At 36.8% G+C, this 25,303-nt stretch carries 26 protein-coding genes and 1 pseudogene; 19 read left to right on the top strand and 8 right to left on the bottom strand.

Annotation, left to right across the window (positions count from 1 at the left end; translation table 11 throughout):
• Positions 1-87 precede the first annotated feature (87 nt).
• Complete coding sequence (locus RTL21_RS14465) at positions 88-813, bottom strand: GntR family transcriptional regulator (protein ID WP_312096666.1); 726 nt, start codon at positions 811-813, stop codon at positions 88-90.
• 261 nt (positions 814-1,074) lie between these two features.
• Here RTL21_RS14465 and RTL21_RS14460 point away from each other — a divergent pair, with 261 nt between their 5' ends.
• From RTL21_RS14460 to RTL21_RS14400, 13 genes are all read left to right on the top strand, one after another.
• The gene (locus tag RTL21_RS14460) at positions 1,075-1,383 is read left to right on the top strand and encodes a PTS sugar transporter subunit IIB (RefSeq protein WP_312096664.1); all 309 of its coding nucleotides are present in this window, start codon (positions 1,075-1,077) and stop codon (positions 1,381-1,383) included.
• Positions 1,384-1,387: 4 nt separating this feature from the next.
• Positions 1,388-2,746 (top strand): PTS sugar transporter subunit IIC, encoded by a 1,359-nt coding sequence (locus RTL21_RS14455; RefSeq protein ID WP_312096662.1) that lies wholly within the window; start codon positions 1,388-1,390, stop codon positions 2,744-2,746.
• Between the two features lie 19 nt (positions 2,747-2,765).
• Positions 2,766-3,110: a PTS sugar transporter subunit IIA gene (locus RTL21_RS14450; protein WP_312096660.1), complete on the top strand. Its 345-nt coding sequence runs from the start codon at positions 2,766-2,768 to the stop codon at positions 3,108-3,110.
• Entirely contained in the window at positions 3,107-4,444 is a 1,338-nt protein-coding gene (locus RTL21_RS14445) for a 6-phospho-beta-glucosidase (RefSeq protein ID WP_312096658.1), read from the top strand. The genes RTL21_RS14450 and RTL21_RS14445 overlap by 4 nt, the downstream gene beginning before the upstream one ends.
• A gap of 58 nt (positions 4,445-4,502) precedes the next feature.
• A complete protein-coding gene (gene chbG, locus RTL21_RS14440; protein ID WP_312096656.1) occupies positions 4,503-5,207 on the top strand; it encodes a chitin disaccharide deacetylase in 705 nt (234 codons plus the stop codon).
• 202 nt (positions 5,208-5,409) lie between these two features.
• Complete coding sequence (locus tag RTL21_RS14435) at positions 5,410-5,781, top strand: GntR family transcriptional regulator (RefSeq protein ID WP_312096654.1); 372 nt, start codon at positions 5,410-5,412, stop codon at positions 5,779-5,781.
• Positions 5,782-5,783: 2 nt separating this feature from the next.
• Positions 5,784-6,674, top strand: a complete 891-nt coding sequence (locus tag RTL21_RS14430; RefSeq protein WP_312096652.1) for an ATP-binding cassette domain-containing protein — start codon at positions 5,784-5,786, stop codon at positions 6,672-6,674.
• The gene (locus tag RTL21_RS14425) at positions 6,658-7,362 is read left to right on the top strand and encodes a hypothetical protein (RefSeq protein WP_312096650.1); all 705 of its coding nucleotides are present in this window, start codon (positions 6,658-6,660) and stop codon (positions 7,360-7,362) included. The genes RTL21_RS14430 and RTL21_RS14425 overlap by 17 nt, the downstream gene beginning before the upstream one ends.
• 39 nt (positions 7,363-7,401) lie before the next feature.
• Positions 7,402-7,599: a hypothetical protein gene (locus RTL21_RS14420; RefSeq protein WP_312096648.1), complete on the top strand. Its 198-nt coding sequence runs from the start codon at positions 7,402-7,404 to the stop codon at positions 7,597-7,599.
• A 111-nt stretch (positions 7,600-7,710) separates the two neighbouring features.
• A complete protein-coding gene (locus RTL21_RS14415) occupies positions 7,711-8,949 on the top strand; it encodes a PucR family transcriptional regulator (protein WP_312096646.1) in 1,239 nt (412 codons plus the stop codon).
• Between the two features lie 156 nt (positions 8,950-9,105).
• Positions 9,106-10,242 carry an alanine dehydrogenase gene (gene ald, locus RTL21_RS14410; protein WP_312096644.1) on the top strand — a complete coding sequence of 379 codons (1,137 nt, stop codon included), beginning with the start codon at positions 9,106-9,108 and terminating at the stop codon, positions 10,240-10,242.
• Between the two features lie 270 nt (positions 10,243-10,512).
• Positions 10,513-11,454 carry an ABC transporter ATP-binding protein gene (locus tag RTL21_RS14405; protein WP_312096642.1) on the top strand — a complete coding sequence of 314 codons (942 nt, stop codon included), beginning with the start codon at positions 10,513-10,515 and terminating at the stop codon, positions 11,452-11,454.
• A complete protein-coding gene (locus RTL21_RS14400; RefSeq protein WP_312096640.1) occupies positions 11,451-12,437 on the top strand; it encodes an ABC transporter permease in 987 nt (328 codons plus the stop codon). The genes RTL21_RS14405 and RTL21_RS14400 overlap by 4 nt, the downstream gene beginning before the upstream one ends.
• A gap of 389 nt (positions 12,438-12,826) precedes the next feature.
• Here the strand turns inward: RTL21_RS14400 and RTL21_RS14395 are convergent, their stop codons facing one another.
• Positions 12,827-12,964, bottom strand: a complete 138-nt coding sequence (locus tag RTL21_RS14395; RefSeq protein ID WP_312096638.1) for a hypothetical protein — start codon at positions 12,962-12,964, stop codon at positions 12,827-12,829.
• 250 nt (positions 12,965-13,214) lie between these two features.
• Here RTL21_RS14395 and RTL21_RS14390 point away from each other — a divergent pair, with 250 nt between their 5' ends.
• The 5 genes and pseudogenes from RTL21_RS14390 (at position 13,215) to RTL21_RS14370 (ending at position 17,893) form a co-directional block, all read left to right on the top strand.
• Positions 13,215-13,541 (top strand): MerR family transcriptional regulator, encoded by a 327-nt coding sequence (locus RTL21_RS14390; RefSeq protein ID WP_016202571.1) that lies wholly within the window; start codon positions 13,215-13,217, stop codon positions 13,539-13,541.
• Positions 13,542-13,941: 400 nt separating this feature from the next.
• Positions 13,942-14,712: pseudogene (locus tag RTL21_RS14385) on the top strand (threonine/serine exporter family protein).
• A gap of 15 nt (positions 14,713-14,727) precedes the next feature.
• Positions 14,728-15,186, top strand: coding sequence for a threonine/serine exporter family protein (locus RTL21_RS14380; protein WP_312096636.1), 459 nt, complete (start codon positions 14,728-14,730; stop codon positions 15,184-15,186).
• A gap of 310 nt (positions 15,187-15,496) precedes the next feature.
• The gene (locus RTL21_RS14375; RefSeq protein WP_312096635.1) at positions 15,497-16,825 is read left to right on the top strand and encodes a 6-phospho-beta-glucosidase; all 1,329 of its coding nucleotides are present in this window, start codon (positions 15,497-15,499) and stop codon (positions 16,823-16,825) included.
• Positions 16,826-16,984: 159 nt separating this feature from the next.
• Positions 16,985-17,893, top strand: coding sequence for an NAD(P)/FAD-dependent oxidoreductase (locus tag RTL21_RS14370; RefSeq protein WP_312096634.1), 909 nt, complete (start codon positions 16,985-16,987; stop codon positions 17,891-17,893).
• Positions 17,894-17,929: 36 nt separating this feature from the next.
• Here RTL21_RS14370 and RTL21_RS14365 read toward each other — a convergent pair whose 3' ends face one another.
• Positions 17,930-18,652, bottom strand: coding sequence for a class I SAM-dependent methyltransferase (locus RTL21_RS14365; protein ID WP_312096633.1), 723 nt, complete (start codon positions 18,650-18,652; stop codon positions 17,930-17,932).
• 151 nt (positions 18,653-18,803) lie between these two features.
• Between RTL21_RS14365 and ybaK the strand changes: the two genes are divergently transcribed.
• Positions 18,804-19,280, top strand: coding sequence for a Cys-tRNA(Pro) deacylase (ybaK, locus tag RTL21_RS14360; RefSeq protein ID WP_312096631.1), 477 nt, complete (start codon positions 18,804-18,806; stop codon positions 19,278-19,280).
• A 62-nt stretch (positions 19,281-19,342) separates the two neighbouring features.
• On the opposite strand, the gene RTL21_RS14355 is transcribed toward ybaK, so the two are convergent.
• The 5 genes from RTL21_RS14355 to RTL21_RS14335 all read right to left on the bottom strand — a co-directional run.
• Positions 19,343-20,266 (bottom strand): EamA family transporter, encoded by a 924-nt coding sequence (locus RTL21_RS14355; RefSeq protein ID WP_312096630.1) that lies wholly within the window; start codon positions 20,264-20,266, stop codon positions 19,343-19,345.
• A gap of 355 nt (positions 20,267-20,621) precedes the next feature.
• Positions 20,622-22,343 carry a thiol reductant ABC exporter subunit CydC gene (cydC, locus tag RTL21_RS14350; protein WP_312096629.1) on the bottom strand — a complete coding sequence of 574 codons (1,722 nt, stop codon included), beginning with the start codon at positions 22,341-22,343 and terminating at the stop codon, positions 20,622-20,624.
• A 13-nt stretch (positions 22,344-22,356) separates the two neighbouring features.
• A complete protein-coding gene (gene cydD, locus RTL21_RS14345) occupies positions 22,357-24,057 on the bottom strand; it encodes a thiol reductant ABC exporter subunit CydD (RefSeq protein ID WP_312096627.1) in 1,701 nt (566 codons plus the stop codon).
• Positions 24,057-25,073 carry a cytochrome d ubiquinol oxidase subunit II gene (cydB, locus tag RTL21_RS14340; RefSeq protein ID WP_312096625.1) on the bottom strand — a complete coding sequence of 339 codons (1,017 nt, stop codon included), beginning with the start codon at positions 25,071-25,073 and terminating at the stop codon, positions 24,057-24,059. Before cydB ends, cydD begins: the two co-directional genes overlap by 1 nt.
• Positions 25,066-25,303, bottom strand: a 238-nt coding sequence (locus tag RTL21_RS14335) for a cytochrome ubiquinol oxidase subunit I (protein ID WP_312096623.1), incomplete at its 5' end; no start/stop codon positions are given. The genes RTL21_RS14335 and cydB, both read right to left, overlap by 8 nt.

Raw genomic sequence — 25,303 nt, 5'->3', positions numbered from 1 at the left:
TTAAGGAAATAGTTTACAGCTCGATAGGTGATATTATACAATACTAACTATTATTTGTAATAACAAATACCTACTTGTCTCAAACAATCAATAATTTCGTTCAATGATAAAGTGTGCTCTGTCTCCTCTGTAAATTGTTTTTGAGTATTCGATTGCTGCTTCATCTTCTGAAAAAGCAAAGGTCTCAAGTAAAAAGCAGGGGGAGCCAGGAGCTATTTCAAGTTTCTTAGAAATTGTGTCATCCGCCAAAATCAATTCTAGATGCTCGACTGTTTTGCTTATCTTAATATTATATTTCGTTTCAAGCATCTTATATAAGGACTTTTCACATGCCGCACTATCTAATCCGGGTACTTTATACCAGGGTAGATAGGAGATTTCATATTGAAGAGGAGCATCGTTTACATATCGCATACGTTCTAGGCAATTAACGGGATCTCCTAAGTTTTGTTTAAATTGTTTTGCGAGAAAGTCTGTAGCTTCAATTACCTTAAGCTGTAGGACCTTTATAGATGGGTTTTTCCCCTGCATCATAATTTGTTCAGAGAATTGTTCTACTGTACTCGTTAAAGATTGTTTTACTTTATTTTCTGCCACAAAAGTGCCCTTACCTTGTATGCGGTATACATAACCTTCAATCGTTAACTGTTGGAGTGCTGTGCGGATAGTTGTTCTGCTCACTCCAAACGTTTTACAAAATTCTGCTTCGGTTGGCAATTTGGTATTTGACTGATATTCGCCACTTTTAATCATGTTGATAATGGACTCTTTTACAATTGAATGCAGTGCAGCTTCTTTGTTTACTTCTTCCACAATCGTTTCCCTCCGGTAATATCGCTATTTATAGAATATCTTTTCTATCCTTAATAAGCAAACAATTGATTATTTGTAATAACAAATAAAAAATATATTGAAATATAAATAATTTGTTATTACAATATAAGTGTAGGTTTTAATTATTTTTTATTTCACTTAGGAAAGGGTGAAGACTCGTACGATGGAAGGGCAGAAGGTGTCAAAATTTTTTGTGATTAAAAATCGGAATAATCTACCAATTTAAAAGGGGATGAATTATTGAATATTCTACTATGTTGTTCAGCTGGAATGTCTACTAGTTTATTGGTTGCGAAAATGGAGCAAAGTGCAAAAGATCAAGGAATAGACTGCAAAATTTGGGCAATAGCAGCTTCAGAAGTGAGCAACGAGATAGAGAATGCTGATGTCGTTTTATTAGGTCCGCAAGTGCGATTTCTTTTACCACAAGTAAAAAAAGCAGGCGATCAAAAAGGTATTCCTGTAGCAACCATTAATCCGCAGGACTACGGACTATGTAATGGCGAAAAAGTGTTAGAACAAGCGACTTCTTTAATAAAGGGGGAATAAAGAAATGATGGGATTTATTGAAAAATTTATTATGCCTTTTGCATTAAAGTTAGGTAATCAAAGGCATCTGCTTGCGATTAGAGATACATTAATTGGCATGATTGCTATAACGATTGTAGGTTCCTTTGCAGTACTTTTTAATAATCTCGGGCAAATTATTCCACCATATGGAAAATTAATGGAGGCGATATTTGGTCCTAACTGGTCCACTTTAGGTGGGGATATCTGGTTTGGAACATTTGCTTTTCTCTCCGTTTTTGCGGTATTTGGAATTTCTTATAAATTAGCTAGGTCTTATGGAGATGAAGGCTTTGAAGCAATGCTTATTTCTGCAGCCTGTTTTTTCTTATTATTACCCCAAACAGCAAATGTCACTTTACCGATAGATGATGCGGCGACTGAAACAGTTGCAGGTGGAGTGTGGGGATTGGTTTCCGTTAACTATTTCAATGCAACAGCTCTTTTTACCGCCATTATCATAGCATTAGTAGCTACAGAAATTTTCTTGCGTTTATCTAAAATTAAAGCATTAGTGATAAAAATGCCAGATGGAGTGCCGCCAGCTGTTTCTAAATCGTTTGCAAAATTAGTGCCAGGTATGGGTACTATTTTTCTAGTGGGATTATTTGGTGTAGTTTTCAGAATGATAACAGATGGAAAGGTTCTAAATGATTGGTTAAATACGGTCATTGTATCCCCATTAACAAATGCTGTTGACTCCCTTCCTTTTGCGATATTAATTGTTTTATTGGTGCATTTATTCTGGATGGTTGGTCTACACGGCCCCAATATATTAGGGGGAATTACAACGCCGTTATTTGAAAAAACAGGGGCGGAGAATATTGATCTAGCTCAATCGGGTGTTCAAGCATTAGGGGAATATCATATACTTGCTGGATCATTTCTTGATGCGTTCGTGTATTTGGGAGGGTCTGGAGCAACCTTAGGATTAATTATTGCCATGATAATTGCTGGAAGAAAACGGTATAAACAAATGATTGGTCTTGGCGGGGCACCAGGAGTTTTTCAAATTAATGAACCCATCCTTTTTGGCTTACCAATTGTCTTAAATCCGATTTGGTTTATTCCGTTTGTCATTGGGCCTGTTATTACCACTATTATCTCTTATCTTGCAGTAGACTATGGAATCGTTCCACCAGTAACTGCGAAAATTCCTTGGGTAACGCCTCCGATAGTGGGCGGCTATTTAGCAACAGGGGGAAGTTTTCTTGGGGCTGCTTTGGCTGCATTAAATTTACTTATATCAACAGTAGTTTATTTACCATTTGTTTATGCACAAGTGAAAATTGATTCGAAAAATAAAACAGAGCTTACAAAAGGATCCGATTCTGTAAGTTTCTAAAAGAAAGTAGTGAAATAAGGTGAATACGGAAGAATTATACCAGCTCTCCTTTCAGCTGATTTTACATAGCGGAAATGCGAGAAGCTTTGCGATGGAAGCCATACAGGACGCGAAAAAAAAGGATTTTCATGCGGCCAAAAAGAAGATAACAGAGTCGGAAGCAGAACTATCAGAGGCTCATAAAATTCAGACAAAATTACTCCATCTTGAGGCTGGCGGGGACCAATTTACAATTCCGATTATTTTAATTCATGCACAAGACCACTTAATGAATGCAATGACATTGAAAGACCTTGCAAATGAAATCATTGAAATGCGAGAAGAATTTTTGCAGGGGACAACGAGAAAGGGGATGGCAGAATGAGTCAGGGCTTAAAAATAGTTACAATAGGTGGTGGCTCAAGCTACACGCCTGAACTAATCGAGGGCTTTATTAAGTATCATGAACAATTGCCTGTAAAGGAAATATGGCTTGTTGATATTGAAGAAGGAAAAGAAAAGCTGGAAATTGTCGGCGCGTTGGCGCGTAGAATGGTAGCGAAGGCGGGACTTCCCATTGATATTTTTCTAACATTGGATCGGAAAAAGGCTCTTTTAGGAGCTGACTTTGTTACAACTCAATTACGTGTCGGTCAGCTCGCGGCAAGAGCACTTGATGAGAAAATTCCGTTGGAGCATGGCGTTATTGGTCAAGAGACAAATGGACCTGGCGGCTTATTTAAAGCATTTCGCACCATTCCGGTTATTTTAGAAATAGCAAAAGAAATGGAAGAGCATTGTCCGAATGCATGGCTAATTAATTTTACAAACCCAGCTGGAATGGTAACAGAAGCAGTACTTCGCTATAGTGGAATTTCAAAGGTAGTTGGTTTATGCAATGTACCGATTGGAATGGAGCGGGGAGTTGCAGACCTATTGAATGTTGATCCTGCAAGAGTGAGAATCGACTTCGCGGGACTAAATCATATGGTGTACGGTCTTGATGTTTATGTGGATGGTATAAGTGTAAAGAAACAGGTAATTGAATTAATAACAGATCCAGAGAAAGCGATTACGATGCAAAATATCCACGCTATGGGCTGGGAGCCTGCGTTTTTAAGAGGATTAAATTTATTCCCTTGCCCTTATCACAATTATTACTACAAAACGGGAGATGTACTTTCACAGGAGCTAAGGGATGTAGAAAAAGGGGAAACTCGTGCGGAAGTTGTACAAAAATTAGAAGAGGGATTATTTGAATTATATAAAGACCCTGAACTAGCTATTAAACCTCCTCAGTTAGAAAAACGCGGAGGCGCTTACTATAGCGATGCTGCTGTTCGTCTAATTTGCTCTATGTATACGGATAAAGGTGATATTCAGGCGGTCAATACAGTGAATCATGGGGCGATTACAGGTATTCCATATGAATCTGCAGTGGAAGTAAGCTGTGTAATCACCAAGGATGGACCGAAGCCAATCACAGTTGGTGAACTTCCAGTAGCAGTTCAAGGATTAGTAACACAAATCAAATCCTTTGAAAGAGTGGCCATAGAAGCAGCAATTTCTGGAGATTATGATAAAGCGCTACTTGCCATGACCATTAATCCCCTTGTTCCAAGTGATCGCGTGGCAAAGCTAATCTTAGATGAAATGCTAGAAGCACATAAAGCGTATTTACCGCAGTTTTTTTCGAAAAAAGAAAGTGTTCGTATATAAAAAAGCAGAGCGGTGTAATGGAATTCATGGCTCTATGGCTTTAAAAGGAGACGAATCCATGGCAAAAGTGATTATTAATGCAGATGATTTTGGGCTTAGTCGAGGAGTTAATTATGGAATTATTGATTCACACCTTAAGGGAATCGTAACGTCTGCAACATTGATGATGAATGCGAAGGCTACAAAGCATGCAATTGCCTTAGCAAAGGACACACCTTCTTTAAAAGTAGGCATCCATCTTGTATTAACATGGGGAAGGCCACTTTTAGACGATGTTCTAAGTCTTGTAGATGAAACAGGTCATTTTAAAAAACAGATCTTTGTTTATGGAAATCCATATTCTGTAAATTTAGATGAATTAGAAAGAGAATGGACAGCACAAATTGAAAAATGCTTAGAGGCAGATCTTACTCCTACTCACTTAGACAGTCATCATCACGTGCATGGAATTAAAAGATTTTATCCAGTAATAAAAAAGCTTTCTGATAAATACGGGCTACCTGTCAGAAATGCAGGCGAGCATTTCACTGATATTCAAACATTAACAGATATCTTTTTCGATGATTTTTATGGAGATGGAATCGTAGATAGCTATTTTGAAAAATTGCTAGAACGTGTGGGAGACGGAAAAAGCGTCGAAGTAATGACTCATCCAGCCTATCTAGATGAAACATTGATGCAGGAATCTTCCTATAACATGCAAAGACTAAAGGAAACGAGCGTTTTAATGGGTGCAAAGCCTATTAAACAGAATATATATTAATAGTAAGGACCTTTTAAAGGAGAAGTACTCTTTTGAAAGGTCTATTTTTATGTGTATTTTGCTAGGCTTTCTAGCTTTTTGCTGATTATCTCATAAAAAAATCTAGAAAGCGCCTATTGACTGAATAAGATGTATCATATATGGTTATATATATAACTATATAACCATATAACAGTAGAGTAAGAAAGGTGGTGATCATTCATTGAACACACCATTTAATGACAACAAGCCAATCTTTTTGCAAATAAAGGAGCTAATAGAAGATCAAATTGTTAATGATCAGTTAAAGGAAAATGAACAAATTCCTTCGACTACGCAGCTTGTTAACTTTTATAAAATTAATCATTTAACGATATCGAAAGGAATTAATTTGCTTGTCGAGAATGGGATTATTTATAAAAAAAGAGGTGTAGGGATGTTTGTGGCAGAGGGTGCGAAAGAAAAACTGTTAACACAAAGGAAAGAGCAATTTCTTGATCAATATTTACTTCCCATGATCCAAGAGGCAAAAAAATTAGGTATCTCAAAGGAAGATATATCAAATATGATGAATCAATTAAAAGGAAGTGAGTAAATATGAGTTTTGACATAAAGATGAACCAAGTTTCTGTAAAGTTTGGGAAATACCAGGCGTTAAAAGATATTAGTTTACATCTAGAAGAGAATAAAATATATGGACTAATTGGCAGGAATGGAGCTGGAAAGTCTACATTATTATCTTTACTAGCGTCTTATACTCAGCCAACAGCCGGAACCATAAAAATTGCGGGCAAAGATCCCTTCGAAAATGCTGCGATTATGTCAGCGGTGAACTTTGTTTACGAAACAGATTATAGCGCAGAAACAGAAAAGGTAAAGGGAATGATCGAAGCGGTGGAAAGATACCGCCCTCATTTCGATCGCCAATATGCAATGGAGCTAGTGAAATTATTTAATTTGCCCTTGGATAAGTATGTATCCAAATTATCAAAGGGTATGCAATCAGCCCTTAATGTTACTTTGGGATTAGCGAGCAGATCGAAAATTACTATCTTTGATGAGGCTTATAATGGCATGGATGCTCCAACAAGGGAAAAGTTTTATAAAGAAGTACTAGCAGATTACGAACGATTTCCTCGGACGATCATTCTTTCGACGCATTTAGTATCTGAAATGGATTATTTATTTGAAGAAGTGGTGATTCTTAAAGAAGGTGAAGTAATCATGAAGGAGCCAATGGATCTTTTACTAGAAAAAGGGGCTACTATCACAGGTTCTAAACAAGAGGTAGAAGAATTTGTTCAAGACATGATCCAGCTTAATTCCCAAATATTAGGCGGGTCAAAAGCAGTTATGGTCTATGGAGAACTAACAGATGATAGCCGCGAAAAAGCTAGGATGAAAGGATTAAATATCGGACCTGTTTCCTTACAAGATTTATTTATCTATTTAACGAAAGAGGAGGAAGAATATGAAATCCAAAAATAGTATTTTAAAAATTGCTGTGGATTTGTCCTGGCTGAAATTCACTTGGGCATTATGGGTTATCCCCATTGTATTTATTGTCTATAATATTTTGCGATATTTTATAGGGGAAGAGAAATTTATTCAGCAAGGATTCCTTCCTTTCGTCTATGGGCCAACTAAAATCTTTATGTTGGTAGTAGGAATTATATCCGTATCAGGCTTCTTAACCTTTTATGTGAAGCAAGGGATTCCGAGAAAAGACTATTTTTATGGGCAGGCAATTTCAGCAGTAATCGTTTCTTTTAGCATGATGCTAATTGGTTTCTTGATTGCTTTAGTAGAAAAGGAATTTGTTTTAGGTATTCATATAGATTCCTATTTAGGGCAAGATCCATCTTGGCTGCTTCTCTACTTTATCTATAGTTTAAACGTTGTTGGATATTTTGTAGCTGGTTGGTTAATAGGAGCAGGTTTTTATCGTTTTGGTGTTCTAATAGGCATGGCATATATTGCTTTAGCAGTACTAATCCTTTCTATAATAGATCGGTTTTGGGAGTTTGAATTAAAGGATCTTTTCGGAAAAATCCTCTTTTTTAACGGAGTAGAATTTTCGGTCTTCCTATCCTTTTTAGGGACGATCTTGTTAATTCTGCTTGTGCTTTGGATAAATCGAATAACGTTAAAAAAAGTAGCTGTCAAAATGAAATAATAGTTGTAGAAAGTACTAGTAAATAAAGGAGAATGATAGATGATGTTTTTAGAAAAAGTATTTAATTGGCTGCTATTCATTGGATTGATATTAATGGCAGGAAGGTTACTAACATTGGCCTTTATGCTTTTAGATATACCGTTTACTTCCTTCTTTAAGGATTATAGTCTTGCATCAATCATTGTGCTAATTATAGGGTTGATCGGTTCACAGACGATGAAGGAAAAGAAAAATTAGTTTATGTATTTTTCGAAAGATTCTTATTGTTGAAAGCCTTCTAAACGCGATAAAATAAAAAGTATAAAAGTTACGAACGATTTAGTCAGCGTTTTGGAGAGGAGTAGATGAATGACAAGCGAGCCGCGAAATCCGTTTAGAAGGGACATGTATGATTCCCTCGAAAGCTTTGTAGATCATGTTAGTGAGCTATTGGGATGTCCGATTACATTGGAGGATCCCCATCATCGTGTGTTAGTATACAGCAGTCATGACGAAGAAACGGATATGGTCAGAATTTCTACCATTATTAGTCGCAGAGTTCCAGAGAAAGTAATCAATCGTTTATGGAAGGATGGTGTGATTCCTCAGCTTCTTCAAAGCAAAAAGCCAATTCGGATTAAAGGGAAAAAAGAAATTGGTCTTGGAAATCGGGTGGCTGTTTCCGTTTGGAGAGGTGAAGAGGTCATTGGATATATTTGGGCTATTGAAACGGGGAACCCTTTAACAGAGGAAAAGATGGGGTTTTTAGAGAACGCAGCATCGGTAGCGCGTCATCTTTTGTCACGTTTTACTACAAATAAAACTCCGACTTTACAGGACAACCAGGAATTCTTTTGGAGAATGCTAACTGGTTTTGTGACAGCGGCGGATATAGACGAGAAATTAAAAGAAATTGGGATTCCTTCTTTAGCCTGCTTTACAGTGATGATTTTTCCATTTTCTAAAATGATTACAAAGGAAATAGAAAAGCATATACTTTATTTGTTGAAAGTATCTCAGGATGTAAAAATTTCTTTTTCAACCATTGATGATAATGAATTGGTTATTTTGGCAACGCCTATTGATGATAACGGGAATTCAATTGCTTGTTTTAAAAAATTCATCTGTAGTTTTCAACAAAACCTGGAAGAAAGATTTTCGATTAAAGAGGTAAGAGGCAGCTTTGGTGGGATTTACAAACAGTATAGCGATGTACCAAAGAGCTTTAGAGAGGCGAGAACTGTTTTGGAGGTCCGGGAGAAATTTCCGGAGGCTGATGCTTTCTATCATTATCAAGAGCTAGGTATCTATCAGTTTTTAGATATCCTTTTAGAAAAAAGAAGGCAGGATGGATCGGAGAATATCGCGATACGAAATCTAAAAGAATATGATAAAACTCATAATACGGAATTATTAGCAACGCTTGAGGCTTATTTAGATGAAAGTGAAAGTATCCAAAGGACTGCAACTCGTTTGCATATCCATCCTAATACCCTTGCTTATCGTTTGAAGCGAATAGTGGAAATCATGGAAGTTGATTTATCGGTTCCTAGTCAGAAGTTTATGATTTACTTAGATTTAAAATTAATGCATTGGCAGAAAGAATAGGTACTCAATCCACTCCTCTTTTCCTTTTGTGTTTTTTCACAAACGAAAGGTTTTTATTTCATTAATTTTAACAAAGAAAATTTTCAGAATTCGTCCTATTATAATAATAAGATATCTAACAAAATATGTTAGGTTTTATAACAAGGAGGAATTCTAATGATTATTGGTATCCCAAAGGAAATTAAAAACAATGAAAATAGGGTCGCAATTACTCCTTCAGGTGTATCTTATTTAAAAAATGGTGGTCACGAAATACTTGTAGAACAAAACGCAGGAATCGGCAGTGGCTTTACAGATGAAGAATATGCTGCAGCGGGTGCAAAGATAATGGACTCAGCAGCTCAAATATGGAATACGGCAGAAATGATTATAAAAGTAAAAGAACCATTAGCTTCTGAATACCAGTATTTCCGCAAAGGACTTATTTTGTTTACGTACTTACATTTAGCAGCGGAACCAGAATTAGCCAAGGCTTTAACGGAGAATGGTGTAATTGGAATAGCGTATGAAACGATAGAAGTAAATGGTAAATTACCGTTACTGACGCCGATGAGTGAGGTTGCTGGAAGAATGGCTGTTCAAATTGGTGCGCAGTTCTTAGAAAAGCCCCATGGAGGAAAAGGAATCTTATTAGCTGGTGTTCCTGGTGTGAAAAAAGGAAATGTAACAATCATTGGCGGCGGCATTGTTGGTACGAATGCAGCAAAAATTGCGATTGGATTAGGGGCAAATGTAACATTATTAGACTTAAATCCTGAAAGATTAAGAGAATTAGATAATCAATTTGGTGCAAGCCTAAGTACTGTTATTTCGAACCCGGCAAATATTGAAGAAGCAGTTGTGAATGCAGATTTAGTAATTGGTGCAGTTTTAATTCCAGGTGCAAAAGCTCCAAAGTTAGTAACAGAAGAAATGGTGAAGAAGATGGCTCCAGGATCTGTTATCGTTGATGTGGCAATTGACCAAGGAGGAATTTTCGAAACAGTAGATCATATTACAACACATGATAATCCTACCTATGTTAAGCATGGGGTAGTACATTATGCAGTCGCGAATATGCCTGGTGCAGTGCCAAGAACTTCTACCATTGCATTAACGAACGTGACCATGCCATATGCACTTCAAATTGCTAATCTAGGGGCAGTAGCAGCAATCGAAAACAATTACGCTATTAAACAAGGTGTAAACACCTTCGCTGGAAAAATCACCTATGCTCCAGTAGCGTCAGATCTTGGCTATGGCTATACACCAGTCCAAGAACTTATCAACAATTTATCAACAACCACTGTTTAACGTTAAAGTTTATAAGCTTATCCACAACCGTTCTTCCTTGAAAAATCAAGGGAGAGCGGTTTTTTTAGTCGGTCTCTTAATAAGCTCGATTTTTAGAGTAAGTAAAAATTTATTCGGCCAGCGGATTTATATTGTTAGTTATTTTCCAAAAAAAGTTTGATTTATTGAAACTTTTCCCAATAAAAATCGTATTAGTAAAAGAAAAGTGTATTAATACATCTTGTGGGGAACGGCATACATTCAAAGCAAGGAAATAGAAGGGAGAAAAAGATGAGCTTAAATGCATTAGAAGTCAAAAATCTCACAAAAAGAATCAAAGGAAGGAATATTGTTGATAATGTTAGCTTTTCTGTTGAAAAAGGAGAAATATTTGGGTTGCTTGGACCTAATGGAGCAGGAAAAACAACCATTATTCGAATGATTGTCAGCTTAATTAATAGAACAAACGGAAGTGTTGTCATTAATGATTACAATCTAGATAATAATTTTTCTGAAGCGATGAGCAGCTTAGGGGCAATCGTAGAAAATCCAGAGTTTTATAAATATATGAGTGGATATAAGAATCTGAAGCATTATGCCAGAATGGCGAGGGAACCAATAGCAGAAGCCCGCTTTAATGAAGTGATTAAGCTTGTTGGCTTAGAAAATGCGATCCATCAAAAAGTAAAGACATATTCGTTAGGGATGAGGCAACGCCTTGGTGTAGCTCAAGCCTTATTACATAAACCGGCCATTCTTATCTTAGATGAACCAACAAATGGTTTAGATCCACAAGGAATTCGTGAGTTTAGAGATTATTTGCATTTACTAGCAAGCCAAGGGATTTCTGTTTTAGTTTCCTCCCATCTATTATCGGAAATGCAGTTAATGTGCCATCGGTTTGCGATTATTGAAAAAGGAAAACTAATTCACATTTCTAAAATGGATGAAACTGTTTCGGAGGAAGAAGTAAGGGTAAGGGAAGTAACGTTTGAGTTAGCAGAAGTAGAAAAAGCTGTTGATTTACTTAAGGGTAGTGAGATTAAGGTAGAAGTCGTCTCTACAAAGGATAGAGAGTTGGTCGTGAAGTTGGAAAAAGAGAGCATTCCACTATTCAATAAAATGCTTGTCGACAACCATATTGCTGTGTATGGAATTTATGTAGTAAAAGCAACATTAGAAGACCGTTTCTTAGAAATTACCAATCAGAAGAGAGAGGAGGAAATAAAATGATTGGGTTAGTACAAAATGAACTAATAAAAATTTGGGAAAAGAAAAATAGCTGGATATTTCCTATTATTCTTGTTCTTGCACTTATTGGTGGAAGTATTTTGGAGATGAAGATGACTCCGCAATATAAAGGGGATGACTGGCGTGGATCTGTACAGTCAGAAATAAACAAGCTCGAAAAGCAGCTGCCTACAGCGCAAACAGAAGAAAGTTTAATGAAAAGTGGAAAAGATTTCAACTGGGACGAAACTAAAGAAGCGATTCAAATGAAAATTCAGGATTATAAAAGTAATTTGGAGAAAGATGTTAGTCCTTATACCACTTCCTGGTCAAATATGAATGGGATGGTAATTGGAATGAAATCTTTAATCACTTTATTTGTAGTAATTATTTGTGCTGGAAGTGTTTCTTCTGAATTCTCTGATGGAACGATTAAGCAATTGCTAATTCGTCCCCACAAACGTTGGATGATTCTCTTATCAAAATATATTGCGGTTCTCATTTATGCAGCTATTTTAATTGTATTTTTAATGTTTGTCGGTTACTTAGTAAGCATTGCATTCTTTGGTATAGGAAGTTTTGGAGATAATGTAAGTATTATGGGGACAAGTGGGGAAGTCGTTGCAAGTGGTGGAACATTATTTTTGAAAATGATTCTATATTACTTACCAGGATTATTGCTTGTATTAAGCTTATCCTTTATGTTATCTACGTTATTTAAAAATCAGGCGATAGCTGTTGGTATTGGTGTGTTTGTATTGTTTGTGTCCTCGACAATTGGCCAAATGATCCAAATGTTAGCTACAGAATATACTTGGTTAAAAGTATTGGTATTCCCGCATTTAGATCAAACGATTTTCGTATTTCAGGATAAAATAATCGAAACGGTAACAATGCCGATGTCGTTGGGAATCCTATTTATCTACTATGTCCTATTTATGGCAATCACCTTTTTGTTCTTCCAAAAGAAGGATGTTAGTATTTAATAAGTGGCTGTGTTTGTAATATTTATTCAATTTGCTCAGTAATTCTCTTATGAAATTTGAAAACAGCTAATAAATAATGACTATCTATCCACTCTCCATTTTTAATGGAGAAATGAGATAGATGGTCTATTTTTGTTAGAGTATTAAAAAAATTTAGACATTCACTTGCAGTTGTTGAATGATTCTTATAAAATAATGTTAGATTTATTAACAACGAAGAGGAATAATTTATCACTTGAATGGGGATTTTGATAGATGTTTATAGGAAGATCTTCATATAGAGACTAACTTTAAAAAAATCAAATAAGAGAGGGAATCCACGAATCTATAATTGTCATCGAGATTCCCGTATATAAAAAACATGAATTATAAAGGTTATACAGTTTTATTTAGCTATTCTGAATTATTCGAAGAAGTTCGTGGGCGTGTTCACCAGCAACCTCTGCTAAGTGTTCCCAAATCTCGTCTCTCATCAGATCAAGCTCCACGATCTTTTTAGCTAAATCGACTGCTTCTTTGGTTATCATGTAAGAAGGCTCCTCTCCATTTACAAAAATAATACCTAATACCTATTCCGCACATATAAATTTAAGGAATAGTTTATACATTTAGCATTTTAACGGAAAACAAATAAAAAATCATTAAAAATGTAAGGAAATCTTACCTATTTTTTGATTTTTGTGTTAGGAAATGTAACAAAAAACGTTCTGTTTTATCTGAAAAGTATTATAATTAAAACAAATGAGAATACTATTTAACTTCATGAGGTGAGATGTAATGGATCATGAGCCATCCTATAAGAAAAGAAAGGTAATAACCATTGGTGTTGTAAGTGAACTAACTGGTTTAACGGAAAGACAGATTCGATATTATGAACAAAGAAAATTGATCTTTCCAGAGAGGCCAGAAAGAGGAAATCGAAAATATTCATTCTCCGATGTAGAAAGACTCATAGAGATTGCTAATAAACGAGAAGAGGGCGTTCGTACACATGAAATTAGACAAGAAATTATGAAAAAGAACAAGGAAGAAGAAGAACGCAAAATTAAAAAACAAATGCTTCGAGGCCAGATTAATGCGAGATTTGGAATTCAGAACGATTAATAAAATAATCAGATGTCCTTTCGTTAAGTCCATTTAATGCCATAATGGACTTTTTATTTTGGAAAAAATTTTTTCCGCCATGTTATCTTCCACATAAAAATTCCACTAATTTTATTTTCTATTCAATTATTGATAAAATAACCATATTTCATATAAACTGTAATTTGTTGAGTAAGATTCAAAAGAAAATGGAATATATGTTAGACTGAACGAACATTTGTTAGGATAAAACAATATTGGATGCAAATTTATAAAAATTGCTGTGCGCTAAATAACATGTAAACGTAATTGATCTTTCTTACAGATAGAAGCAGTTTCTCTTTATTTTAAGGGCTGTTTTTCCTTTATTTTTACAACGATTAGATACATAAGAGGTGCAGATGCTTTTTTTAATGGAGAGATGGTATTGACATATATATCGGTGGAAAAAACATATGACATTATGGAGATTTGTATTTTAGCAGGTAGTATCATGCTGCAGAATGGTGCAGAAACGCATCGTGTTGAGGATACGATGACTAGAATAGCAACTGCTTATGGTGTAACCGACTCCGATTGCTTTGTTACACCTACAGGCATTATTTTATCGCTAGAAGGATTAGAACCGACAAAGACGAAGTTAAATCGAATTATTGAGCGAACGACTAATTAAGAAAAGGTTGTTCGAGTAAATGATATTTCACGTCGAATAAGTACGGGAACAGTAAGCATGAATGAAGCGTACCATTTATTGAAAGATGTAGAAGATGAAAAATGCACGTATTCTGATTCGTTTCAAGTGGTGGCAGCAGCTATTGCAAGTGGCTGTTTTTTAATCATGTTCAATGGAGTTTGGGGAGATTTTATTCCAGCACTTCTGGCTGGAGGACTAGGTTTTTTGTGTTCCTTGTATTTCCACAAAGCTTTGCAAATAAAGTTCTTTGCTGAATTCTCTGCCGCTTTTGTTATTGGAATGATAGCCTTTCTATCTGTTTCGATTGGTTTTGGCTCGGAGGTAGATAAGATTATTATCGGCTCTGTGATGCCTCTCGTTCCAGGTTTGCTTATTACGAATGCAGTAAGGGATTTGATGGCAGGGCATTTAGTATCTGGTATTTCCAAAGGGGCAGAGGCATTTTTAACAGCTACAGCAATTGGGTCCGGAATCGCTGTTGCATTTTTAGTTTTTTAAGGAGAGGAATTAGCAATGAATGAATTTTTAGCACAGGCAATAACTAGTTTTATTGCGACATTTGGCTTTGGCATTATTTTTCATATTCCTCGGAAGCTATTAATTCAAAGTGGATTTGTAGGAATGCTTGGCTGGATGGCTTATTGGGCAATTGTACATTTTCATATGAATGAAGTGCTAGCAGCATTATTGGGCTCGTTTCTTGTGGCGGTCATTAGCCAAGTATTCGCCCGCTTATATAAATCGCCAGTAATAATTTTTAGTGTCGCAGGAATTATTCCTTTAGTACCAGGGGGAGCTGCTTATAATGCGATGCGTAATTTTGTTGAGAACGACTATTATGAAGCAGTAAGCATAGCAGCAAAGGTTTGTTTAATATCTGGTTCCATTGCAATGGGCTTAATGTTTTCAGAAGTAATTAATCAATTAATATTTCGAGCGAATGCTCGTAAAAAGGTGCTTGATAAAGAGTAATAATCTTTATTAAGCGCCTTTTTTTATAGAAACAAAGTGTTCCTCTTTTGGAACACGTTCCATTATGTGTGAAAAAGTCCTAAACCCTTCGATTCTATTTACTTGAATGGCGGTAGACGGTAACGTTGTATACGAAGAAACACTTGCTGGCCTTTTTAATGATTCACTTTGTAAGGGGTTACGCAAATTAAAAAGGCTGTTTTCTAAATAACGTTGTTTTTTTATTAGGAAAAATAAATTATTTCAGGTTGCAGGTTCATAGCAACAAACTTTACGAAAGCGGCCTAAAAAAGGAAGAAGGCGATCGGTTATGGGAAAAGGGATTAAAATTGTTACTATCGGCGGTGGGTCAAGCTACACACCTGAATTAGTTGAAGGATTCATTAAAAGATATGATTCTTTACCTGTTCGCGAGCTTTGGTTAGTAGATATTCCGGAAGGGAAGGAAAAGCTTGATATTGTAGGAAATTTGGCAAAACGAATGGTGAAAAAAGCAGGAGTTCCTATCGAAATTCATCTAACATTAGATCGAAGGGAAGCACTTAAGGGTGCTGATTTTGTTACAACTCAATTCCGAGTCGGGTTACTTGCTGCTCGTACAAAGGATGAAAAAATCCCGTTAAAATATAATGTGATTGGACAGGAAACGAATGGTCCTGGCGGATTGTTTAAGGGCTTACGAACCATTCCTGTCATTTTGGATATTGTAAAAGATATGGAGGAGCTTTGTCCTACTGCGTGGCTAATTAACTTTACAAACCCAGCAGGAATGGTGACAGAAGCTGTTCTTCGTCATAGTAACTGGAAGAAGATTGTTGGGCTATGTAATGTACCGATTTCCATCCAAATGGGGATTGCAAAGCTTTTAGAAGTAGAAGCTAGTCGTGTACATGTAGATTTTGCTGGGTTGAATCATATGGTATTCGGTTTAAATGTATACTTAGACGGAAAAAATATCACACAAGACTTTTTAGGGAAAATGACAAAGCATAAGAGTGATACGATGAAGAATATTGCAGCCATCGATTGGGAGCCAGACTTTATTAAAGCATTAGGAGTAATCCCTTGTGGATACCATCGTTATTATTATAAACAAGCAGAAATGCTTCAAAATGAATTAGAAGAAGCAGCTGAACAAGGAACGCGTGCAGAAGTGGTTCAGCAATTAGAAAAAGAACTATTTGAACTTTATAAAGATGAGAATTTAGCTATAAAACCACCACAGTTAGAAAAAAGAGGAGGGGCATACTATAGCGATGCTGCTTGTAGCCTGATTGATTCGATGTATAACGACAGAAGAGATATCCAGCCGGTAAATACAATAAATAATGGAGCAATTGCTAGTATTCCAGATGAATCTGCCGTAGAAATTAGCAGTATCATCACAAAAGACGGACCGAAACCAATTGCGATTGGAGATTTACCTGTCTCCGTTCGCGGACTTGTTCAACAAATTAAATCCTTTGAAAGAGTGTCAGCAGAAGCTGCAGTGACAGGTAATTATCATACAGCCTTACTAGCAATGACAATAAACCCATTGCTGCCTTCAGACAAAGTAGCAAAACAAATTTTGGATGAAATGCTAGAGGCGCATAAGGAGCACTTACCGCAGTTTTTTAAAGAAGAAATAGTCTCTTAATAAGATTATATGGCTATGTATTCGGGAATCTCGTTTACATAGCCATTTTTTCTTTTTTTATTTCGCATTACTCAGATAGCATTTGGCAGAATAAGAATTCTTTCATCGTAAAAACTAAGGAAATAGGCATGATTGTAAAAGAAAGAAGGGAAAGCAAAGATGACCAGAATTCTTGATTGTATTATTATAGGCGGTGGAATTGCTGGGTTGCAGGCAGCAATTCAATTAGGCAGATACAAGCATGATGTGCTTATTATCGATGCCGAAGATGGGCGCTCTACTTTATGTAAAAGCTATCATAATATATTGGGTTATCCGGATGGAATAAGTGGGCCAGAATTGCGAAGCTTAGGAAGAAAACATGCGGAAAGTTTAGGTGTAGAGTTTCTTAAAAGTACTGTTACTGCTATAAACAAAGAAGAGAGTTTCTTTACTGCCCATACAGAGACAGCTACTATTCGATCACGAAAAATCCTGATTGCTACAGGTGTAATGGATAATATTCCTCCCTTGAAAGAATTATATCCTTGTCTTGGAATAAGTGTCTATTTATGCCCAGATTGTGATGGCTATGAAGTGAAGGACAAGAAAACGATTGTCATTGGAAACGGAAATGTCGGGGCGAATATGGCACTGACTTTATTGTATTGGACAAAGGAGATTATCTATATTAACCATGGTGGGCAAGCGGTAGAGGAAAGGCTGGAAAAGGAATTGGCAGCAAATAATATATCTATTTTAATTGCAAAAATAAAAAAAGTTATAGCGGAAGAATCTCAAATCAAAGGATATGAGTTAGAGGATGGAAGGGAAATAAAAGCAAAATCAAGCTTTATTGCATTTGGTGGTAATAAAGTAAAGTCAGATTTAGCAGCACCTTTAGGGGTTGAAATAATGGAAAATAATCATATTATCGTAAATCCGCGTACGAAAATGACGAATATAGATGGCGTTTGGGCAGCAGGCGATGTGGTGGCACATTCTGAACAGGTTACTATTGCAATGGGGGAAGGCTCTCAAGCAGCTATTTGGATTCATAAAGCTTTGTTAAAAGAGAATGCAAAATAAAAAAGAGGTCTCTCAGGTGGGAGAACCTCTTCCTTCCTATAGGCTAGCTCGATAGACACGATAGCCGATTATATTTCCATACGTATAAAGAATATAGGAATGGTCCATCAGCTTCCCCTCTAACTGCATATTTGCGGGAACAGTCATATCGATTGCTTCGTCCTCTGGTTCCATTCCCGTCATCATATGGGAAAAAACAGAGTGTCCAAGTTTTATTTCTACTTTTGGAAAGCCTGCTTCTTGCATTAAATGAATCCATTCTTTTTCTGTATAGACTTTCTCAATTCCATATACCTCACACATGTTCTGATGTTCCATTGGATGAAGGGCTCTTTCTGCTGTCATTTCTAGTAAAAGCAGGATACCATCTGGTTTTAGCACTCTTTTGATTTCAGCGAGAGAGTGTTTGCAATTTGTAAAAATAAGCACTGATTCTACTAAAACAATGTCGAAGCTATTGGAAGGAAAGGGCAATTTTTCTAGGCTTCCTTGAACTAATTGGATAGAGAGATTTTCCTTTTCAAATCGATTCTTTGCTCTTTTTACCATAGTCGGGTGGTAGTCAATGCTTGTCACAGAACAAGGAAAGTTCTTTTTTATATAGGCAGATGTCTGGCCTGTTCCACAGCCACCATCTAGGAGTGTTGTTTCTTTTGTTATTTTTTCCTGCTTTAATAAAAACTTTGTTAAAGTTAATCCGCCTGGATGTGCACCGCTTACCCCGAAATAGGCAAGGGCATCTTGATAGGTCGGTTTCATCTTTTTCCTCCCAACAAGTCAATTTCCTTTTCCATACTATATGAGGAATAAGGAACTTTGGTTCTTAGAATATTTAACAATCCTTTTCACTTTGTTATGATAAGGTTTAATAAGGGAAATATTTACACGTGTTGGGAAAGGAAGATTAAAAATGGCTATTACCAAAACAAATGCAATGCGAATTTTGGACGCCGAAAAGATTCCATACAGTGTCCATACCTATGATAATAAAGATGGGAAAATTGACGGTATTTCTGTTGCAAGCAAGATTGGAAAGGAAACAGAAATGGTGTACAAAACACTTGTAGTGAAAGATGGGGTCTCAGGTGTCTATGTATTTGTTATCCCTGTTGCAACAGAGCTTGATTTAAAAAAGGCAGCCAAAGTAGTAAAAGCTAAAAAAATGGAAATGATGGCAGTAAAGGATATACAAAAAACGACCGGTTATATTAGAGGTGGCTGTTCACCAATCGGTATGAAGAAAAAGTATGAAACCATCTTAGATAAAAGCGTAGACAAGCTAACCTCCATTATTGTCAGCGGAGGAAAGATTGGTGTTCAAATCGAAATTGCGGTTGAATCTTTAATCCAGGTTACAGGTGCAAAGCTTGAAGAGGTTATTCATTGAAAATATTCGGCTCAGCACTTATAAAAAATTTTTTCGTGCCGAGCTTTGAACTTTTTGGTTAGCTAAATAGTTTTTTCTGCTAATTCTCTTTCCGTGTTTTTTCGCTTAAGGGAAAGTAAGAGAATCGTGGTTAGAATGAAGAAAGCTCCGATCCATTCGTATATACTAAAGGGGACCTTTAACCAAATGACAGCAAGGAATGCTGCTGATAGCGGCTCAGCACAAGATAATAAGCTAGACTCAGCAGCCTCCAAATGCTTTAGGCTTTCTAAGTAGCAGAAGAATGCAATCAAGGTACCAAATAATATCACAAATAAAATGGCTAGAAACGAAGAAAAGGAAAATATCCCATCTCCTGTTTGCCAAGGTGGATAGATAAAGGACATTCCGAGACCACCAATAATCATTCCCCATGCGACAACCACTGTAGAACCGAACTCCTTTAACAGCTGAGTAGGTTGTAAGGTATAAAGGGCGAGGAAAAAAGCAGAGCTCAATCCCCAGGCTAACGCTTCAGGTCTAATAGATATAGTTGAAAAATTACCTGCAGATACGAGAAAATAAGTTCCTAATAAAGCAGTAAAGATCCCGATTATATGCTGAAAAGGGGGAATAGATTTCCTGTTAAATGAGGTATAAAGAATAATAAGGACTGGTGCCAAGTACTGTAGTAACGTTGCTGTTGCTGCATTGCTGCTTTCTATCGCAGCAAAATATGTAAACTGAACTCCAGCCATCCCGAGCAATCCAAAAACAAGTATATTTACAACGCTTGCTCTTCTTTTCCAAATGCCCCATATGTCCGAATTTTTTGTTAAAGCTAAATAAAGCAGTAAAATTGCTCCGCTAGTAAGAAGGCGAACACAGACAAGCCAGCCGGTGCTAAATTGTTTTTGCGTAAATAAGAATTGTGCTACTGATCCGGAGACTCCCCATGAAATCGCAGCAGTTAAAACAAGCAATATCCCGATAGACTTTCTTTTCATTAGCATTTCCTCTTTTATCATCATAGATTTTGTAACTATTATATAAAAAATTAAGAAGTTTGAATATATAGAAAAGTGAGCTTTTCCGAGAAGAAAGTATTGAAGTTTGGCCCCTGTAGGCGACTGGAGAAGTGATTTATGTAAATGGAGGACAGATGCTAACGCTGTAGTGGTGGAGAGGTTAGTTTGATAAAGGTAATCTAATAGGAAAAGGGTATAGCTTTCTGTTGATGCTCTTTTGGCTAGGAAAGAGAGTAAAAAGGTATTTGACAGCTTATCTCTACTCTTTTTTAAACACCATCATATAAAAAACAAAGGCGATCCTCAATACGAAGATCGCTTTTTATTATACATGTTATTCTGGATGGTCTAAAGCGTACAATTGCTGATAGCGACTACTTGTTTCAAGAAGTTTTTGGTGACTGCCGCTTAGAACAATTTCACCATCATCCATAAAAATGATTTCATCCATCTCTTCCACACCTACTAGATGGTGGGTAATCCAAATCATTGTTTTTCCTTCTAGCGAAGAAAAAATCGTTTGAAGTAATGTTTTTTCTGTCTTTGGATCAAGGCTGGCATTGGGTTCATCCATCAAGACAATAGGAGTTTTTTGCAACAAAATTCTTGCTAGTGCTACTCTTTGTCTTTCGCCTCCAGAAAAGCGTTGTCCTGTTTCCTCCATAAAAGTATCCAAGCCATTCGGTAAAGATGAGACTAAATTTTCTAATTGGGCCAATTTAATGGCTTTTGCTAGTTCTTCTTCTGTTGCTTCTTCTACGCCTAGTAAAATATTATTTCGCAGCGTCGTAGCAAACAGATGAGGTGTTTGATTAAGGACAGAAATAATGGAAGAAGTATCTGCTTGGAAGGAAGCAGTTGATACACCGTTATATGTTACACTTCCTGCTGTCGGCTGGATAACTCCTTGAATTAATTTTAATAAGGTTGATTTACCTGCACCACTTCTCCCAATTACCGCAATTTTTTTCCCTTGTGGAATGTCCAAGTTTACATTGGACAGGGATAATGCTTGCTCTCGAGCATAGCTGTAAGAAACTTGCTTTACCTGGATATCCACCGTAGTTGTCTCGATGTCTGGTTTTGTATTTTTAGTTTTCTGATCAGGTGCCTCTAGTTTGCTAAGTCTGGCTAAAGAGTCTTGATAGGCAGGAAGCTTTTCAAATGCGTCAGAAACGACCAAAAATGCGTCAAGGATTGGTAAGGCAACAAGAATAATAGCGGCAATCAATGTAACGGGTATAGCACCGTCCATATATTGCTGGCTGGACCAGAAAACGAGAGAAAGGATAATTAGTGCAGCGACTGCTTGGGAAGCAAAGTTTCGCCAACGAGTAAATTGAACGAGTTGATGATTGATTTTGGCAACAATCGCTTCCTCTTTCTCATATTCCTCTATAAAGTTTTTGGAGCGTCCGCTGATCACCCAGTCGCTCATTCCTAAAATGCTATCTGTTAATTTTTGATATAGACCATTTCTTCTTTGCTTAAATTCTCTTTGTTTTTTGCGCATAAGCACCAAGGAGAGAACAGGGAAAATGAATAATAACAATCCCAAATAAAATGCCATAAGGAAAGCGAAAGGAATATCCAAAATTCCAATGGCGCAGACCACGATGATATACAATACAGATGTTGCGAAAGTCGGGAAAATGGTTCGTAAATAAATATTTTGCAGCTTCTCGATGTCATCGGAAAGAATGCCTAACATATCGCCGACTTTGAATCTGCTTTTTAAAAACAAAGCCTGTGGCTCCAATATTTGGTAGAGCTTTATACGCATCTTCGATAAAATACGTAGCACGGTATGATGACCAGCCAATTTTTCCAAATAGCTAAATACTGCCCGACTAATCCCAAAGGTTCTTACGCCGACAATCGGCACATAAACCATTAAGATATTTTCAACGGGAATGGCTGACTTGGAAATAAGATAGCCAGAGGTAAAGGTAAGCATCGCAGCTGTAAGTAAAGCAAGGATGCTCAAGAAAAGAATTAAGATGATTCGACTTCTATTTGCTTTTAGAAATGGGGAAATCCATTTATTTTCACTCAACTAAAGCTCCTCCTTACTGCTGTAATAGCTTATAGTACTGCCCTTTGGCTGCCATTAGATCTTCATGTGTGCCTGTTTCTACAATCGATCCCTGATCCATTACGAAAATATAGTCCATGTTCTTCATCCAATGAAGCCGATGTGTCGCAAGGAATACTAGCTTTTCTTTAAACAAAGGAAGCATTGTTTCCTTTAATTCAAATTCAGTTTCAATATCTAAATGGGAGGTAGGTTCGTCTAACAGTATGATTTTTCGATTGCTTAAAAAGGCTCTCGCCAAAGCAATTCTTTGTTCCTGCCCGCCACTTAAATTTCTTCCTCCATCACCTAGTAGTTCATCTAGACCATTAGGGAAAGTTGTGAAGATATCATATAAACCAGTTGCTTTCAATGCTTGGATAATCTCTTCGTCACTTGCTTCTGGATGGTAAAAAGCAATATTCTCTCGTAATGTCATGCTAAATATATATGGAGATTGCGGGATATACGTAGTAAGCTGTCTCCATTCATCTGACATTAGACTAGAAACAGGAGCGCCATTAAAAGAAATCCTTCCTTCGCAATGGTCTGAAAAACCACTTAGCAGGTCAATAAGAGTAGACTTACCTGCACCGCTTTCACCGACGATCCCAATTTTTTTATAGCCATCAATCGTAAAAGAAAGATCTTTTAATGTTGCTTCTTCCTCTGGATGATGTTGAAATGCTACGTTACGGAAAGTTAGGGAAGGCTTATTACCTTGAGCAAGGGAGTCCCCATCTACTTCTTCATGGTGTGGGGTTTGAATAATCTTTTGGATTGCTTCCCCAGCTTCTTTACCATCTAATGTGGCATGATAATCTGCCCCAACCATACGAACCGGCAGGAAAAATTCGGGTGCCAAAATAAGAATCATTAAGGCGGGCAATAACACTAAATCGCCATTTATTAAGCGTAAACCTAAATTTACCGCTACAACTGCAACGGAAAGAGAGGTAAAAAAGTCTAAGGAAAAGGAGGATAAAAACGCTAATCGCAATGTTTTCATCGTTGCGCCTCTATATTGTTCACTGACCTTCTCGATATTTCCGCTATGCTGTTTGCTTCTTCCTAAAAACTTAAGTGTTTCTAATCCTCTTAAAGAGTCTAAGAAATGATTAGATAGTATTTTATATGTGGCAAGCTGCCGATTCATTTGGCTGCTTGCTGCCATACCTACAAGGATTAAGAATCCGATTAATATTGGCATTGTAACTGTTAAAATTACACCTGAAAGCCAATCATTCCAATATACATATAGAATAATCATGCCAGGGATGACCCCTGTGGCAAGCATTCTTGGTAAGAAGAGCTCCAAGTAGGTTCTATATTGGGTTACTCCTTCAAGTACAAGTGTAGCCATGTTTCCGCTACCTTGTTTTTTGGTGAATTTAGGACCAAGCTCAAACAGTTTTTGCATAAAGTGAAAACGAAGTTCCTTACTCGCTTTTTCAGCAAAGCCTGTAGCGATATTCTGTTGGATGGTGTGTAAGAAGTGTCTTCCTAAAAAAGCTAATAAGAACAATATGATTTTTACATACTGCTCTTGAAAGGTGTTTCCGTTATATAAAGAGGCGATTATTTCTGCAAGCCATTTGGCCTGCAGAATAATCGCAGCTCCCTCTACAATTGTTAATATTCCAATGCAGGTGAGAATCGGCTTGATTCCATTAAGCTTTAATAGATTTTTATCCATCAGTATTCTAAATGGGATTTCTCAGTAATACGTTTCCGGAAAACAATATAGCTCCAAATCTGATAGCCTAAAACGAATGGCAATAGAGTTAAAGCTACAATTGTCATTACTTTTAAGGAGTAATGACCAGATGCTGCATTGTGAATGGTTAAGCTAAAAGCATCACTTATAGAGCTAACCATCACTCTAGGAAATAAGCCGATGAAAATGGAGGCGAAGGATAAGGTGATAACCGCACCAGTCATTCCGAAAGCCCAGCCGTCCATTTTTCTAGAAATAAAGAATCCGCCAACTACAAAGGCAATAACCCCTAATGAGAAAATAAAAGAAAGGATTAAGCCGCGTTCTTTGAAAATATCTGTTTTAATATAGGTTAATGCAGAGAACAGTGTTAATAAAATTCCTAGTAAAGGTAAAAGCTTTTGTGCTAGATTGCGTGCTCTGTCTTGTAAATCGCCAACAGTACGCAATGTGGTAAACACTAATCCGTGTACAAGGCATAGGACAAGCACAGTAAGGCCGCCAGTTAGTGTATAGTAGTTTAAAACATCAAAGAATCCAGCTTTTAATTCCATGTTTTGATCAATTGGCAGACCTTGCATAAAGCAAGCAAATACCACTCCGAATAATAGCGGAGGCAGGAAGCTACCTAAGAAAATACAAACATCCCACGCTTTTTTCCATGTAGGGTGACTATCTTTTGCACGGAATTCAAAGCCAGTGGCCCGAACGATTAATGCTAATAAAACAACTACAAGTGGTGTATAAAATCCGCTGAACATCGTAGCGTACCAATGGGGGAATGCTGCGAACATTGCTCCACCGGCAGTAATTAGCCATACTTCATTGGCATCCCAATAAGGACCAATCGAATTAATGAGAATGCGTTTTTCGATATCATTTTTTGCTAAAAGTTTTGTTGACATTCCAACACCAAAATCAAAACCCTCTAAAAAGAAGAATCCGATAAATAAAACCGCGACTAAAATAAACCAAAGGACATTTAACTCAAGCATGGAAACCCTCCTTCGCAAACGGGTCATTTGTTACTTTTGCATCTACTTCTTCCATCATGTATGGCCCTTTTTTAATAACTTTTACATATAGATAAACCATGATTACACCTAATGCTGCATAGATTGTACAGAAGGCAATAATGGAGAATAATACTTGCCCTGCTGAGACGCTTGGGGAAATACTATCTGCTGTTGTCATTAATCCAAAAACAGTCCATGGCTGTCTACCA

Origin of the sequence: Niallia sp., from assembly GCF_031978665.1 — a bacterium.
In the GTDB taxonomy this organism is placed as follows: Bacteria; Bacillota; Bacilli; order Bacillales; family Cytobacillaceae; genus Niallia.
The sequence above is the reverse complement of the archived record's forward strand: the minus strand, read 5'-3'. Positions and strand labels throughout refer to the sequence as shown.